This is a genomic window from Maribacter caenipelagi (assembly GCF_004364175.1).
Lineage (GTDB): Bacteria > Bacteroidota > Bacteroidia > Flavobacteriales > Flavobacteriaceae > Maribacter > Maribacter caenipelagi.
Genome location: NZ_SNZW01000016.1, coordinates 350,066 through 367,176, shown reverse-complemented (window position 1 = coordinate 367,176; position 17,111 = coordinate 350,066). Strand labels below are relative to the sequence as shown.

Sequence of the window (17,111 nt, the reverse complement as noted above, 5' to 3'; positions counted from 1 at the left end):
AAAGATCAACTACTCATAAATCTACTTAAACCCTTGGTAACCAAAAGATTTCATCTGATCAAATGCATCATGAGTAGTATTAACAGGTAATTTACAGGTATTATTCTGACAAACATAAATGAAAGTATCATCTGCATTATAACGATCTTTAAAAAGAGAAATATCACTTTCAACAGTAGAACCAACGATAATCGAATTAACTATATATTTCTTATGTATTTCACTCATTAATTCTTCAGCATCACTACCAACAACCACTATTTCATAAAAAGGATATGCTTGCTGTAAAAGTAACGACCCCCATGCCCCGTAGCTTATGGCGTGACTTTCAAAATCACCTGTAATCAATGCCCCCATTGCCTCAGCCTTTTTCAAATAATCGATATTGTATTCTAAATGACCAATTCGTAAAAAATTCTGCGCCATAATAGCATTAGCAGAAGGCACCACCCCGTCAGAAGTATTAATTATACTCGGCACCAAGTCACTAGAAACATTATAATAGAACAACTCAGAAGTACTCTTAAATTTTTCTGAGCCTATATTCATCAACTCTTTTGAAGTCTTTAGATATGAAACATCTAGTGTAACCTCGTACAAGCTAAAAGCACTTTTGGCAAGAAAAGCATAATCTTCTAAAAATACCTCTTTACGCTTACTATCTTTGGTATAAGAATGCACTAATTCTCCATCTTTATAATTATTATTTTTTAAATAATTAAATACCGACACTGCCTCGCTTAAATATGCATCTTCGCCAAAAGCTTTATAGGCCTCTAATAGTCCGTCAACTAAAAGTGCGTTCCAAGATGTTAAAATCTTATAATCTTTGGTGGGCTTCTCCCTTTTTTGCCGCGCTTGATACAAAATTGATTTCCAATTTGTCATGTTCTCATCAAAGCCTTCTTCACTTAATTTGAACTCCTTTAAAAATTCACCTTTAGATATGGTATTGTTCAATACAAAATTTTCATCTTCCCATACTTGACTATCCTCAATATTGAAGTATTTTGAAAACATAGCAAAATCATCTGCAAGCAATGATCCTAATTCTTGCTTCTTCCAAACATAATACACTCCTTCTTCACCATTGGTATCAGCATCCATAGCACTAAAATAACCACCATCTTCATTTCGCATTTCAGCCTTCAAAAACTTGAGTGTTTCTTCTACTTTCTTTTTGTACTCCTCATTTTCATTCAATTTATATGCCTTCGAAAGCAGATACACCAGTTGTGCATTATCATATAACATCTTTTCAAAATGCGGAACTTTCCATGTATTATCAGTGCTATATCTAAAAAATCCGCCATCTACGTAATCGTAAATTCCCCCATGCATCACTTTATCCAAAGTGGTAAGCACATGCTCTTTTGCCTCACTATCTTGCTGAAGCACGGCATAATCTAACAACATGGTTAAATTGGCAGGTAATATAAATTTCTGCTGACCCAGGTTACCGCCCCATTGCTTATCCCACACGGTAGCCCACTCCGTAATTCCGTTTACAAACTTATTTGGTGTAATGGCATCTGCCAATTGTTTTGCTGGCTGTTCATAAACCTCCTGAACGCCATCTGCGAGCATTGTGGCGTACTGTTTCATTTTTTCAGGGTTCTTTTCATATTCAGAACTAAATTTGACCAGTATACTCTTCCATTCTTCTTTTTCATAGTACGTACCCAAAAAAACTGGACTCCCGTTGGGCATAATAATGGCGTTCATTGGCCACCCACCTGTTCCGTTTACTAATTGTAGTGCTGTTTGGTACACCATATCAAGATCCGGTCGTTCCTCGCGGTCCACCTTAATACTGACAAACTTATCGTTCATAAGCTTTGCCACTTCAACATCTTCAAATGATTCCTCTTCCATAACATGACACCAGTGACACGTAGAATACCCTACACTTAAAACGACCAATTTATTCTCATCTGCTGCTTTCTTGAATGCATCATCTGACCATGCTTTCCAATCAACAGGGTTGTGTGCGTGCTGCAAAAGATAAGGGCTGGTCTCATTGATTAATTCATTGGTGTATTTATGTTCATCTTGCGCTAAAACATCACCTTCCTTCTTATTTTGATCATTACAAGAACTGAAAACCAGTATACCGATAAGAACAAAAAATAAGCTATTAATTTTCATAAGTCTCAAATAATAGATTCAAAGATATATTTAATTTATCTATCTCATAATTCTATAATTCTTTCAAAATCACAGAAAGTAACAACACTAGAAATTATGAAATAAACAATATTTACAAACAATATTAAGAAATACACACTTCACTAAAGCTTAAAATACTACAATGACAAATTTTACACCCTAAAATTACCGTATTACTATTGTTCACAATGATTATGCATCATAATTACCAGTGTTCGCTTCATTTGTTTTATTCTCTACAAAGCCCTCATTTTATATTTGTTACGTAGTGTTTTTCAAAACTCATTCGCTACAAATAACAACTTAAAACTTAATTAATTATGACTAAACTCAAAATGACATTCATTGCAATTATTGCAATGTTGGGGCAATTTGCCTACTCACAAACATCTACCGTAACAGGTGTTGTTTCTGATGAAACCGGTGCACCTCTTCCAGGAGCATCTGTTGTGGTATCGGGCACAACAAATGGTACACAAACCGATTTTGATGGAAATTTTTCACTGTCAAACGTACCATCCAATGGAACAATATCGATTAGCTACATAGGGTATCAATCACAAAAGATACAGGTTAACGGACAATCATCTATCAACGTAACTTTGGAAATAGACGCGCAAGCTCTAGACGAAGTAGTCGTTGTTGGTTATGGTGCTCAAAGTAGAGCTGCAGTAACTGGCGCAATTTCCAGTGTAAAATCTGAAGATCTAAATGCTGTGCCCGTAGCTAATGCAACAGAAGCACTACAAGGTCGTGCTGCAGGTATTTCTGTAGTTAACACAGGTGCACCGGGAACAGAACCTTCTATAACAATTAGAGGTTTAGGTACTTTTGGTAACAACTCTCCCCTATTTGTAGTTGACGGAGTGATCGTTGGTAATCTTTCTGGTATCAACCAAAATGATATTGAAACCATTAACGTACTTAAAGATGCATCAACAACAGCTGTTTACGGTGCACAAGGTTCTAACGGTGTAATTATCGTAACTACAAAAAAAGGAAAAAGTGGTAAAACCCAATTATCTTTTAACGCACACACAGGTTTTCAGCAAAATACCCAGAGATATGATGTGTTGAACACTGAGCAATATTTACAATATGCCAGTGATGCTTTTGGTATTGTACCAAACACTCCTTTATCTTCTTCTGGCTTAAATACCAATTGGCAAGATGAAATTTACACTACGGGACTTATAAGAAGTTACGACATGGCAGCTTCCGGTGGTAGCGAAACCAGCAATTTCAGAATTTCTGGAGGATATTTTGAAAGAGAAGGTATCATCATCGAAACTGGTTTTCAGAGATACTCTTTTAGAGCAAATAGCGATTTTACTTTTGGAAAATTGAAGTTAGGACAGAATATGTCTATCAATTTTAACAAACAAAATCCGGATAATGGCTCCGGCGGACGTTCACTATTAGAGCATGCAATTAAAGCTGCTCCATATTTACCAGTTTATAACGCCAACAATCTTGGTGGTTTTCAAGGTCCAAATAGTGCGGGTGATGGACAAGATGCTGAAAACCCGGTAAGGGTACTAAAGCATGGTAATGCCGTTAACAACACTTTTAGCTTAGTAGGTAATATTTTTGCAGAATATTCTATAATAGACGGTCTTAAATTTAAGTCTCAAGTTGGTTTAGATTATTTTAAAAGTAACAGCAACCAATTTATACCTTCATATAACGATGATAGTTTAGGCGGTACGCACCAACAAGCTTTTGCAGCTATTACCAAGAACTCTTCTGACGGTCAAACTATAATATTTACAAATAGTTTAACATATAATAAGACAATAGCTGATGTACATAACTTTGAAGCATTATTATTAGCAGAAAAGTTCGAAAGTAAAGGAACAAGTTTAAATGCCAATAGTAGAAATTCGGTTTCTGACGAAATTGATGAATTGTCTAATGAAGACTCGAGCTTAGAGAGTACATCATTTGAATACAATAGATTAGGCTTCTTAGGAAGGTTAAACTATAACTATGATGACAAGTATATTGCTGCGGTATCATTAAGACGTGATGCTTCTTCTAAATTTGGTTCTAATAATCGCTGGGGATGGTTCTCTTCTTATGCGTTAGGATGGAACGTTGCCAAAGAAAACTTCATGTTAGATACCAATGTAAGTACATTAAAACTAAGAGGTAGTTTAGGGTATTCCGGTAATGACAGAATAGCAAATTACCTATATAGTGCAACCTTGGTCAACAATTTTTTATATCCAATAGCTGGGTCTAACGCTGTAGGAACGACCGCTTTCGGTTTGGCCAATCCTGATTTAAAATGGGAGGAAACAAGACAAATGAACGTTGGTGTTGATTTAGGTTTTGCAAATGATAAATTCACTGCTGCCTTAGAATACTATGAAAATAGAAGTGATGATTTGTTAATTAGTGTACCTACTTCCACATCTTTAGGTATTAATGAAGGTAGTCAAGTAAGAAATGTAGGTGCAGTTGAAACAACAGGTTTTGAATTGAGCTTAGGATACAACGATTTTGAAGGTGATTTCAAATGGTCTGCCAACTTAAATTTATCTACTAGCACTAACGAGGCGCTATCTTTAGGTGGTGTAGACGAATTAAACGGTGGTGGTTTTGAAACTCAACAAATTACAAGAGTCACCGAAGGTGAATCGCTATTCCATTTCTTTGGTTTGGTTACAGATGGTATTTATCAAAACCAAGCGGAGGTTGACGCTGTGTTTACCGCAAACCCAAGTCAAACAACTGTACAACCAGGTGATATTAGATTTAAAGATTTGAACAACGATGGCGATATCACATCAGAAGACAGAGCCATTATTGGTGACCCATTACCAGATTTTACATACGGTCTTAATTTAAGTGCCGATTATAAAAATTGGGATTTCAATATGTTCTGGACAGGTATTTATGGCAGAGATTTATATAACACAAATATTTATGACCTTGAAGGTATGCCAAGACTGTTCAACGCAGGTGTTGGTGTGTTAGATAGATGGACTACCAGTAACCCATCTACTACAGTACCAAGAGCTGGCGGCGCACCACAGAACATTCAATTATCTGATCGTTTTGTAGAAGATGGATCTTTCTCAAGACTTAAGAACCTAACTATAGGGTACACACTACCTAGTGATACGTTTGGTCAAGATTTATTCTCAAAATTCAGAGTTTATGTTAGTGGACAAAACTTGATTACCATTACTGATTACTCTGGTTTAGATCCAGAAGTGGGTAATGGCGATTTATTCGAATTTGGTATCGATAGAGGTGCCTACCCACAACCTAAGACGTATTTAATAGGTCTACAAGTATCATTTTAATTGCTAAAAAGAAAAGAAATATGAAAGCAACAAGAATAATTTTTTCAATGTTTATGCTCTTTACCATAATGGTAATAGTAAATGCATGTAGCGAAAATGATTTGGAGTTGGTAAACCCAAATGGGTTATCTCCAGAAACATTTTTTAAGACAGAAGCACAAGTACAATCCGCTGTAAATGCAGCTTACGCCAATTTACAAACTAGAGGACTGTATTCTAGACACATGTTTTTCTCACAAGACAACATGTCTCACGAGAATGATGGTAACCCTCAATTAGAAGCAGATAAGAGACAATATTTAGATTTCTCTTTTGATTCAAGTCATGGCCCTATTGCCGACTATTGGGAAAGTTGCTACAGAGGTATCAATAAAGCTAATTTCGTTATTGGTAACGAAGAGTTGATCAACGAAATCGAAGAATCGATAATGAGCAATGCAACCAAGCAAAAGTTTATAGGTGAAGCTAAATTTTTACGTGCACTATATAACTTCTTATTGGTCACTAGATTTGGAGATATACCTTTAATAACAGAAATACCAACTACAACAGAAGGTATTGCCAAGTCTTCGGCATCCGAAGTTTATGCTTTGATTATTTCTGATCTTCAATCAGCTTCTTCAAGCTTATTCAATAAAAGTGACGAAGATAATGGTAGAGCTACAAAAGGTGCAGCTATTGCCTTGCTAGGTAAAGTATATTTATTTTTAGGGGAGCATTCATTGGCGTTAACCGAGTTTAATAAACTTTCTGGTTATGCTTTAGAGCCTAACTATTTTTACAACTTTACTGAAGAAACAGAGCACGGTGTAGAATCAATATTCGAAATCGAATATGATGATGCGCTTGGAGCTGGTGCAAAATGGGACTCGTCTGTTACGGGTGCCGGACCAAACGAAGCAACATTTAGAGGTCAAGAATATGGTTTCAATGACTGGTTCAATGTTTTTCCTTCTGATGATCTTTTAGATGAATTTGAAGTTGGAGATACAAGATATGCCGATAGCTTTTATTCTGTTGGTGACACCTTTGGAGGTGGTACAGTAACCGCAGAAATGCTAACTGCAGGTGATGAGAGACGTGCCGGCTGGAAAAAATATCAGAATTACTACAAAGATGCTAATGAAGATCAAGAGTCTGGTATCAATTTTAAATACTTAAGATATGCCGATGTTCTATTAATGATGGCAGAATGTGAAAATGAGATCGGCACGCAAGATAATGCCGTAGATCTTATCAACGAAGTTCGTGAAAGAGCAAGTCTTGTCGATTTGCCTTACGGACTTTCAAAAGCTGAAGTTTTTGATGCTATTGTTCATGAAAGAAAAGTAGAATTAGCTGGTGAACAAGTTCGTTTTAACGATATTCTTAGATGGAACTTAGTTTCAACTGAATTGGCGGGAACCAACTTTCAAGTTGGTAAAAATGAGCTTTGGCCAATTCCAGATAGAGAAATAACATCTAATGAAAATGTATCTGCTGCTGACCAGAACCCTGGTTATTAAAATTTTATTATTAAGTTAGTTTAGTTGAATTACATTAAGCAGCATGTGCAGTCATGCTGCTTTTTCAATAATAACAATTAGTGTGGTATATTTAACTATCAAACTTATAAAACATGAAATTTACAATTGTGCTTAGACCATTAATATTCTCAATAGTTTTATTGGCGTTCATCAATTGCTCAAAAAAAACAGAACCGGTAAACAGTAAAATATTCACAAGTATAGCTGCTAACCAAACCGGTATCGATTTCAGTAATATTCTTACCGAAAACGACTCATTAAATTACTTCACTTACTCGTACTTGTATATGGGTGGCGGTGTTGCCACGGGTGACATCAATAATGACGGCCTTCTCGACCTATTCTTCACAGGAAATCAAGTACCCAACAAATTATACCTCAACAAAGGTAATCTGCAATTCGAAGATATATCTGATAAAGCGGGCGTTTCTGGTGATAATCGCTGGTATACAGGTGTTACCATGGCAGATGTAAACGGAGACGGATTTTTGGATATTTATTGCTCTGTTGGCGGTAAGTTCAAACCAAAAGAAAATCAATTATATATTAATAATACAGATGGCACATTTACAGAAAGAGCAGAAGAATACGGTATAGCTGATACAGGCAATAGCGTACAAGCCACATTTTTAGATTACGATAAAGATGGTGATATAGATATGTATGTTGCCAATTACCCGCCTACAAACTTTAAGTCACCAACATTTTACTATTCTTTTAAGATGAATAATTTAGAGAATAATGATTCTGATCACTTATACAGAAATGACGGAAACAAATTTACAGATGTTACAGAACAGGCAGGTCTAAAGAATTTCGGACTTACATTAAGTGCGACAGTAGGCGATATTAATAATGACGGCTGGCCAGATCTTTATGTTTCAAATGATTTCAATTCTCCAGATTTCATGTACCTCAACAACCAAAATGGTACATTCAAAGAGGTTATAAAAGAGGCAACGGCGCATACAGCATTCTACGGCATGGGTACTGATATTGCGGATATTAATAATGACGGAAACTTAGATATTTTTCAAGTTGATATGGATGCCAGAAGCAATAGGCGAAAAAAGGCAAACATGGCAAGTATGAATCCTAGTTTATTTTGGGATGTTGTAAATGCTGGTTTTCACTATCAATACATGCACAATTGCATGCAATTAAATTCCGGAATATTTACTGATGGCATTCCCCACTTCTCTAATATATCAAGAATCACGGGTACCTCTTCGACCGACTGGAGCTGGGGACCTTTATTTGCCGATTTTGATAATGATGGAAACAAAGATCTATTTGTTTCAAACGGAACTAGAAAAGAAATCAATAACAATGATTATTTCAATAAACTAGACGATATTAAAATTGAAAAAGACACATTATTAGAACTAAGTAAGAGCATACCGTCTGAAAAAATAGAAAACTTCATCTTTAAGAATAATGGCAATTTAGATTTTGAAATGGCCAATAAAACTTGGGGCATAGAATATAAGGGATTTTCTAACGGAGTTGTTTATGCCGATTTGGATAATGACGGTGATCTTGAAATAATCACAAATAATATTGACGACAAAGCATCTCTATTTGAGAATAAAAGCTCAGAAACAAATAATTATCTATCAATCAAATTCACAGGTGAAAAAGGAAACACTTCTGGCTTGGGCAATAGGGTCTTTGTTACCACAGAAGGTATAACCCAAACACAAGAGTTAACCCTTTCTAGAGGTTTTCAATCATCTGTTGCACCTGAATTGCACTTTGGTTTAGGAAAACATGCTAAAGTTGACGAAATAAAAATAGTCTGGACAGATGGCAGTGTTCAAAAGCTAAATAATATAGATAGTAATCAAGAGTTAATATTGTCTCGTACAGATGCCAACGCGAACCTGACCGAAGTTTCAAATGCTGCTAGAATCTTTGAAACAGATACTACCCAAGTCTTTCCTAACTATAGACACCAAGAAAATTATTATGATGACTTTGCAACCCAAGTACTACTGCCCCATCAAATGTCAGCTTTTGGTCCGGCTTTGGCGGTTGGCGATGTAAATGGAGATGGTTTAGAAGATTATTTCATTGGCGGTTCTGTAAGTTCAACCGGTAGTCTTTTTCTACAAGAATCTAACGGATTTATAAAAGCAGATACCTCTTTTTTAGATGAAGATATATTAAGCGAAGATACTGGTGCCTTATTTTTTGATGCAGATGGTGATGGTGACAATGATCTTTATATAGCAAGCGGCGGATATGAATTTACTCTAAACGACAAAAAATTGAAAGATAGATTGTATGTCAACAATGGCACAGGTAATTTCAGTAAAGTAACTGATGAAAACATGCCAAATTTGACCATTAGCGGCTCTAAAGTCTATAATGCAGATTTTGACAAAGATGGTGATGACGACCTATTGGTTCTAGGCAGACAAGTACCAGGTAATTATCCTAGCCCAACTGATAGTTACATACTAGAAAACATCAGCACTAAGGACAAATTGGCGTTTCAAATAAATGAAAAATTACAACCTACAGCATTTAAAAACTTAGGTATGGCTACCAGCGCTGTTGTTACAGATTACAACAATGATGGTTGGCAAGATATTATTGTAGTTGGTGAATGGATGCCTATTAGAGTATTTAAAAATAGCGCAACAGGATTTACTGAAGTTTCTAAAGACATGGGCTTAACTACAGACACTACCGGCTGGTGGTGGAGTATAGAACAAGGTGATTTTGATCAAGATGGTGACATGGACTACATCGTTGGCAATAATGGATTAAACTACAAATACAAGGCAACCAAAGATGAAACCTTCGATATTTTCGTAAACGATTTTGATAAGGATAGTAAAGAAGATATTGTGTTAAGCTATTATAATGATGGTAAACAATATCCATTAAGAGGGCGTGAATGCTCTTCTCAACAAATACCGGCAATAAAACAAAAGTTCCAGAATTACGAAAGCTTTGCAGAAGCTACACTTGAAGATGTATACACAGAAAAATCGCTTGAGTCCGCTTTGCATTATCAAGTGAAGTCTTTTGCAAGTGTGTATTTGGAAAACAAGGACGGAAAATTAATTATTCACAAACTACCTGTAGAAGCACAAATATCAAGCATCAATGCAATTTTGGTGAATGATTATGATAAAGACGGATTTTTAGACATCCTTATTGCAGGTAACTTATTTGTTTCTGAGGTAGAAACTCCAAGAAACGATGCGGGTTATGGATTGCTATTAAAAGGTAACGGTAAAGGAGATTTTAAAAGTGTTACTGCCGACGAAAGCGGATTATTTATTCCTGGTGATGTAAAAACAATGAGCATTATTCATAAAAATAAGAAAACACCTTACCTAATTGCTGCTAAAAACAATGACTACCTGCAATTTGTAAGGTGGAATTGACGAAAAGGTTATCGTAATTACTTTATCGATAAAATATTTAAAGAATTATGCCCCTAGCCTATTGTATACCGTGACTGATTTAAAAATCACGGAAGAAGTGTGTACACTTTCATGAAGGTCTGCATCATTCCATGATAGTTAAATCAGCTGCATTTCAGTAGAAATATGGCTATTTTTAAAGGTAGCCCCTTATAACACAATTATCATATATGAAACAGAGAAACGTATTAGTTCTATTCTTTTTTTTAATGATTACTGTTGCACAAAGTCAACAGCTAAGTGATTACGACCTTTGGTTAAAGTATAACCTCATAGAAAACTCAGAACTATCAGATTCTTATTCTAAGATAACAAACTCCATTAGTATCTCTTCTGAAAGTGAGGTATTTAAAAATTTGAAAAAAGAATTATCCCTAGCATTACCGAAAATACTAAATAATAAAACCAAGTTTCAAAATGGCTTTACAAATGAGACAACGCTTTTAATTGATACTTTCAAAAATCTACCCACAGACTTAAAACCTAAAATTCAGAAGAGTATAGATTCGGTAAATGAAGAAGGCTTTATTATAAAGTCCATAGCATTTAATAATAAACAGTTGACCATTATTACTGCAAAAAAAGAGGTCGGATTATTGTATGGTACTTTCAAGCTTTTAGAGTTTATGCAGTTGCACAAACCACTAACTGACATTGATGTGGTTGATAGTCCTAAAATCCAACTAAGAATGCTTAATCATTGGGATAATCTAGACCGTAGCGTAGAACGTGGCTATGCAGGATTTTCACTTTGGAATTGGCAAAAACTACCGGAACATATAGATCAGCGTTATATAGATTATGCTAGGGCAAATGCATCCATAGGTATCAATGCTACAGTTCTTACTAACGTAAATGCCAACGCATTGGTATTAACGCCTATGTATTTGGAGAAGGTAGAAGCGTTGGCTAATGTATTCAGAGGCTACGGAATTAAAGTTTATTTAACAGCAAGGTTTTCCGCACCTATTGAAATTGGAAACTTAGAAACAGCTGATCCACTTGATTCAGAAGTACAAAAGTGGTGGGCAAATAAAGCTTCTGAAATATATAAGCGAATTCCTGATTTTGGTGGATTCTTGGTTAAAGCAAACTCCGAAGGACAACCTGGTCCTCAGAACTACGGTCGCAACCATGTGGATGGTGCCAACATGATGGCTACTGCTTTAGAGCCTTTTGGCGGAAATGTAATTTGGAGAGCCTTTGTGTACTCAGAGCATGATGATACAGATAGAGCTAAACAAGCCTATGATGAATTCCTGCCCTATGACGGAAAGTTTAAGGATAATGTAGTAGTACAGGTTAAAAACGGACCTATAGATTTTCAGCCAAGAGAACCTTTTCACCCTATGTTCGGCGCTTTAAAGAAAACTCCCTTAGCGATGGAGTTTCAGATTACGCAAGAATATTTAGGGTTTAGCAGTCATTTGGTTTTCTTGCCTAAATTATTTGAAGAAGTATTAGATACCGATACCTACCAAAAAGGAAAAGGCTCTACTATAGCAAAAATTATAGACGGTAGTTTGTATCGTAATAAAATCACTGTAATGGCTGGTGTTTCTAACATTGGAACAGATATAAACTGGACAGGACATCCTTTTGCACAAGCAAACTGGTATGGTTTTGGACGATTAGCATGGGATCCTTATATAAGTTCAGAGCAAATTGCAGATGAATGGCTACGCTTAACTTATAATACTGACGATGCTTTTGTTGAGCCTGTTAAAAGAATGATGCTTACCTCTCGTGAAGCAGTTGTAAATTATATGAATCCGATCGGGTTACACCATATTTTTGATACCGGACATCATTATGGTCCTGGTCCTTGGGTAGATAATTTAGGAAGACCAGATTGGAACCCCGTTTATTACCACCAAACAGACACCGAAGGTATTGGTTTTGACCGTACAACATCAGGTAGTAATGCAACAGAGCAATATGCTCCACATGTACAAGACATGTACAATGATGTTACCGCCATACCTGAGGAGTACCTTCTTTGGTTCCATCATTTACCTTGGAACTATAAATTAAAAAATGGAGAAATTTTATGGGATGGAATAGCCATTAAATATCAAGAAGGGGTTGATCAGGTAAAGACTATGATAAAAACTTGGGATGCTTCAAAATCATATGTGAGCGAACAAGAGTACAACGATGTAAAAATGTTATTGCAAATTCAATTAAAAGAAGCTCAATGGTGGCGAGATGCTTGCCTATTGTATTTTCAGACATTCTCTAAATTACCATTGCCTGACAAAGTAGAAAAACCTACCCATACTTTAGAATATTATCAATCGCTTAAATTCCCCTTTGCCCCTGGCATTAAACCAAAATGGGACTAGTGTGTTTTTTTACTAAAGCAAATGGGATAATTATAGCATTACAAAAACATGGATTTTTGGTAGTATGAAAAACAGTCTACGATACATACTAGTGATACAATTTATTTTGAGCTTAGTGTTTACCGCTACTGCTCAAAAAGTTGCTGATGCATATAATTTTGTGACTATTGATGATGGCATACCTAAAAGTGCAATTACCAAAATTGTTCAAGACAAAGATGGGCTTATTTGGATAGCTACCAATGGCGAAGGTCTGTTCAAGTATAATGGTACAGACTTAAAAGCATACAAACAAAATGAGAACGATAGCAAATCAATAAATACTTCTATAGTCAATACCATATTTATAGATTCCAATGATAATATTTGGGTAGGTACAAACGAAGGCCTAAATAAATACGATAAAGAATTAGACATATTCCACAGCATAAGTATTTCTAAGAATACCTTAACCAATAAAGATATACCCGTCTTTGCAATAAGTGAAAATAGTACCGGGTCTATTTTCATTGGCACACCTGCCAACGGACTTTATAAATTAGACGTAACTGATTATTCAATAGAAGAAATAAAAGATGAAGAAGGTTCAAATGGAACACAGTCAGTTATAAATGTCATTGTTCCGTTGAAAAATGGCGATATGCTTGTAGGTTCTACCGATGGTTTATTCAAATACGACACTCGAGATAACCAATTAAAGCCACAACAAATAAGTACTAAAAATGGAACTTTACTTGTTGATTATGCCATACAATCAATAACCATAGATACCGATAATAATATATGGATAGGAACTTTTACGAAGGGCTTATTAAAAGTACGAAACGATATAGACGAACACTATGCTGTTGATGTTTTTAATTTTACCAACAAACGTATTTTTGCAGTAAAAATATTAGCAAACAATACCGTCATATGTGCTACAGAGAATGATGGGCTTTTTGTTTTAGACATCAAAGGAAATCCGATTCATAATTACACCTATGACAAATCTGACCCAAAACGAATTCGTTCAAATTCCATTTGGTCAATTTTTATAGACAATAACGAACGCATTTGGCTAGGTTATTACAATAAGGGCATTAGTGTTTACGACAAGTATTATGATAAATTCTCAGATTTAGAAAGTCTACCATATAGCGAGAATTCCTTACAATCCCCATCTGTAACCGGCATTGCAGAAGGAGGCGACAATCAACTTTGGATTGGAATGGACGGTGGTGGTATTGACAAATACAATTTAGAAACTAAAGAATTCATACATATCTCCGATATCGTCACTACTAATTCTGAAGAACTAAAAAACTTAGATGTTCAAACCATCCATTTAGACAAAAAAGAAAACTTATGGGTAGGCACCTGGAGTTCCGGTATATTTTATTTGCCCAAAGGGGATAAATCGTTTAAAAACTTTTCAATAGAAACGACCAACCGAACTCTTACCTCTAACAGCATTACTACCTTTTCTGAAGATTCTAAGGGTACTATTTGGATCGGCACGTACTATGGCGGTTTACATTCGTACAATCCTAAAACAAGAGAATTTCACCACCACTCTAGTGATACTTTTACTAAACTTTTAGGAAAAGAAGGGCATATTAGAACGCTATTAGTAGATCACCAAGATCAAATATGGATTGGTGGACCCGACGGTATATTAAGAGTAAGTTTTTCAAATGATGAACACAAAACTGTAGTATTCACCAATATTATTTCTGAAGACTCAAATATTCAGGGTACCATCGATGCCAGATCTTTATATGAAGATAGTGTCAACAATATTTGGTTAGGCACTTACGGAATGGGATTAGGCAAAATCAATATCGCAGAAAATACAATAAACTGGTTTAATTCTGATGATGGTTTATTAATAGATAATATCTCATCTGTTATAGAAGATGATAATAAGAATATTTGGGTTAGTGGTGAAACAGGACTTTCTATGCTCGATAGCCGAACCAAGAAATTTTTAAACTATAACAAAGAAGATGGATTACTAGCCAATAACTTTAACTACAATGCTGTCACTAAGGGTAAAAATGGCATTCTTTACTTCGGTAATTATGAAGGGATTAATTATTTCAATCCTAATAATATTTTACGAAACACAAACAAACCATTAGTTTATTTTACTGATTTAAAACTATTTAACAAATCAGTAATCCCTTCAGAAAAAGGGGTGCCTATTCAAAAAAATATTTCAGAAGTCGACCATCTGACCTTAAAACCTAAACAATTTGTATTTACACTAGAGTATGCTGCGGTAAATTTTACCAGAGCTAACAATAACCAATATGCCTACTACCTAGAAGGGTTTGAAAATGACTGGAATTATGTGGGAAACTCAAGATCTGCAACTTATACCAATCTATCTCCAGGTAATTATACCTTTCATGTAAAAGCATCTAACAATGATGGTGTTTGGACGGAAAAACCTCTTGCTTTGCCTATTACCATACTAGCACCATGGTGGGCTACCACATGGGCTATATTTGGTTATATAATAGCATTCATAACTTTTATCTTTTTAATCAACTGGTTCTTGAATAAACAAAGAGAAGAACGTAGAACCATTCAATTTGAAAGATCTCAACGTCAACAAGAAGAGATGTTAAACGAAAAGAAAATTCAATTTTTTACTAATATATCTCACGAGTTCAGAACACCTTTAACGTTGATTATGAATCCCATTATGGATATCATGGACACCAATAATTATAAATTAAATAAAGGGCTAAAAGAAAAACATAGAATTATATTCCGAAATGCAAATCGACTTAAAAACTTGATCGATGAATTAATGGATTTCAGAAAACTCCATTTACATAAGATGACCTTAAATACTTCACGAATAAATGCTCATAAATTCGTGAAAGAAATTACCGAACACTTTGAAGAAGAAGCTTTTGAGAAAAACATTCTACTTAACATAGAAACAGATGACAACAATGAAATAGAATTCTGGGGAGATCCAGGGTTATTGGAGAAGGTCATTTTCAACTTGCTATCCAATTCTTTTAAGGCTACACCAGAGAACGGAGTTATCACTTTAGGTGTTTATGCCCATAACAGTAAAATTATTTTTCCACTAATAGATGATGCAACTCCATATCATGCATTAGAAATTTGTATAGAAGACACAGGGTCTGGCATTAATAAAGAGGATATCGAACATATTTTTGAAAGGTTCTATCAGGCATCCGATAAGACCCAACAGTATTTTGGTAGTTCTGGTACAGGCATAGGTCTAGAATTGGTTCAGAGTTTTGTTCAATTACATAAAGGCATCGTAGAAGTCAAAAGTGAAATAGGTGAAGGCACAAAATTCACATTGTTATTTCCATTAGGAAAAGAGCATTTAGAATCATCAGAACTATCAATCCCAACGGGAAAAGAAAATAAGGATATTACAGAAGAACCCATTGAAGATGAAGAATCTAAAAATCAACTTTTAAACTTAGAAACTAAAAACAAAAAGACCATACTCATTGTAGAGGATAACACTGAACTAAGAAATTATCTAAAGAATAAACTGAGAGTTGATTACACCGTAGTAGAAGCTGAGAACGGTAAAATAGGATTACAAATAGCATTGAAGGGAATTCCAGATATAATTATTACCGATGTAATCATGCCAGAGATGGACGGATTTGAATTCTGTAAACAAATTAAAGAAGACCTAAAGACCAGCCATATTCCAGTTTTAATGCTTACCGCAAAAGCTATGAGCAGTGACAAAATTAAGGGTATTGACTCAGGCGCAGACGCCTACCTCAACAAACCTTTTGAGATGAAATTACTAAAGTCATACATTAACCGTCTTATTAAGAGTCGTCAACAGTTTATAGAAAAAAATATAAATGATAAAAACAAAATCACCCTATTAGATAATACCACAAGTCTAGATAAGACCTTCATGCAAAGGGTTTTAGATTATGTAAACGAAAATTTAGGCGAACCAGATTTAAAAGTAGAACATTTAGCAGACGACATGTCTTTAAGTAGAAGTCAACTATATCGTAAAATTAAAGCGATAACAGGTATGACCGCAAATGAACTCATTAGAAAAATACGCTTAAAAAAAGCAAAACAGATGATAGAAAGTGGTAGCGAATCTATTAGTGAAGTTGGTTTTAAGGTTGGTTTTTCTTCTGCATCTTATTTTAGCAAATGCTTTAAGAACGAGTTTGGCATCCTTCCGACTGAAATTAAAACCACAAATTAAAGAACTACAAAACAGTTCTTATATTAGGTCATAAGTTTTCAATTCTTCAATATAACAGCTACCAAAATAGCAGATTGTCATTTTTAGACGTT

Annotated in this window: 6 protein-coding genes; 5 read left to right on the top strand and 1 reads right to left on the bottom strand. The window is 35.1% G+C overall.

Annotation, left to right across the window (positions count from 1 at the left end):
* Positions 1–21 precede the first annotated feature (21 nt).
* The gene (locus DFQ03_RS14035; RefSeq protein ID WP_133673802.1) at positions 22–2,148 is read right to left on the bottom strand and encodes a thioredoxin domain-containing protein; all 2,127 of its coding nucleotides are present in this window, start codon (positions 2,146–2,148) and stop codon (positions 22–24) included.
* Between the two features lie 341 nt (positions 2,149–2,489).
* On the opposite strand from DFQ03_RS14035, the gene DFQ03_RS14030 reads away from it, so the two are divergent.
* From DFQ03_RS14030 to DFQ03_RS14010, 5 genes are all read left to right on the top strand, one after another.
* Positions 2,490–5,483, top strand: a complete 2,994-nt coding sequence (locus DFQ03_RS14030) for a SusC/RagA family TonB-linked outer membrane protein (RefSeq protein ID WP_133673801.1) — start codon at positions 2,490–2,492, stop codon at positions 5,481–5,483.
* 20 nt (positions 5,484–5,503) lie between these two features.
* Positions 5,504–6,988: a RagB/SusD family nutrient uptake outer membrane protein gene (locus tag DFQ03_RS14025; protein ID WP_133673800.1), complete on the top strand. Its 1,485-nt coding sequence runs from the start codon at positions 5,504–5,506 to the stop codon at positions 6,986–6,988.
* Between the two features lie 113 nt (positions 6,989–7,101).
* Positions 7,102–10,410, top strand: a complete 3,309-nt coding sequence (locus tag DFQ03_RS14020) for a VCBS repeat-containing protein (protein WP_133673799.1) — start codon at positions 7,102–7,104, stop codon at positions 10,408–10,410.
* Positions 10,411–10,619: 209 nt separating this feature from the next.
* Positions 10,620–12,794, top strand: coding sequence for an alpha-glucuronidase family glycosyl hydrolase (locus DFQ03_RS14015; protein WP_243834506.1), 2,175 nt, complete (start codon positions 10,620–10,622; stop codon positions 12,792–12,794).
* Between the two features lie 64 nt (positions 12,795–12,858).
* Positions 12,859–17,019: a hybrid sensor histidine kinase/response regulator transcription factor gene (locus DFQ03_RS14010; protein ID WP_133673798.1), complete on the top strand. Its 4,161-nt coding sequence runs from the start codon at positions 12,859–12,861 to the stop codon at positions 17,017–17,019.
* The last annotated feature ends 92 nt before the right edge of the window (positions 17,020–17,111 follow it).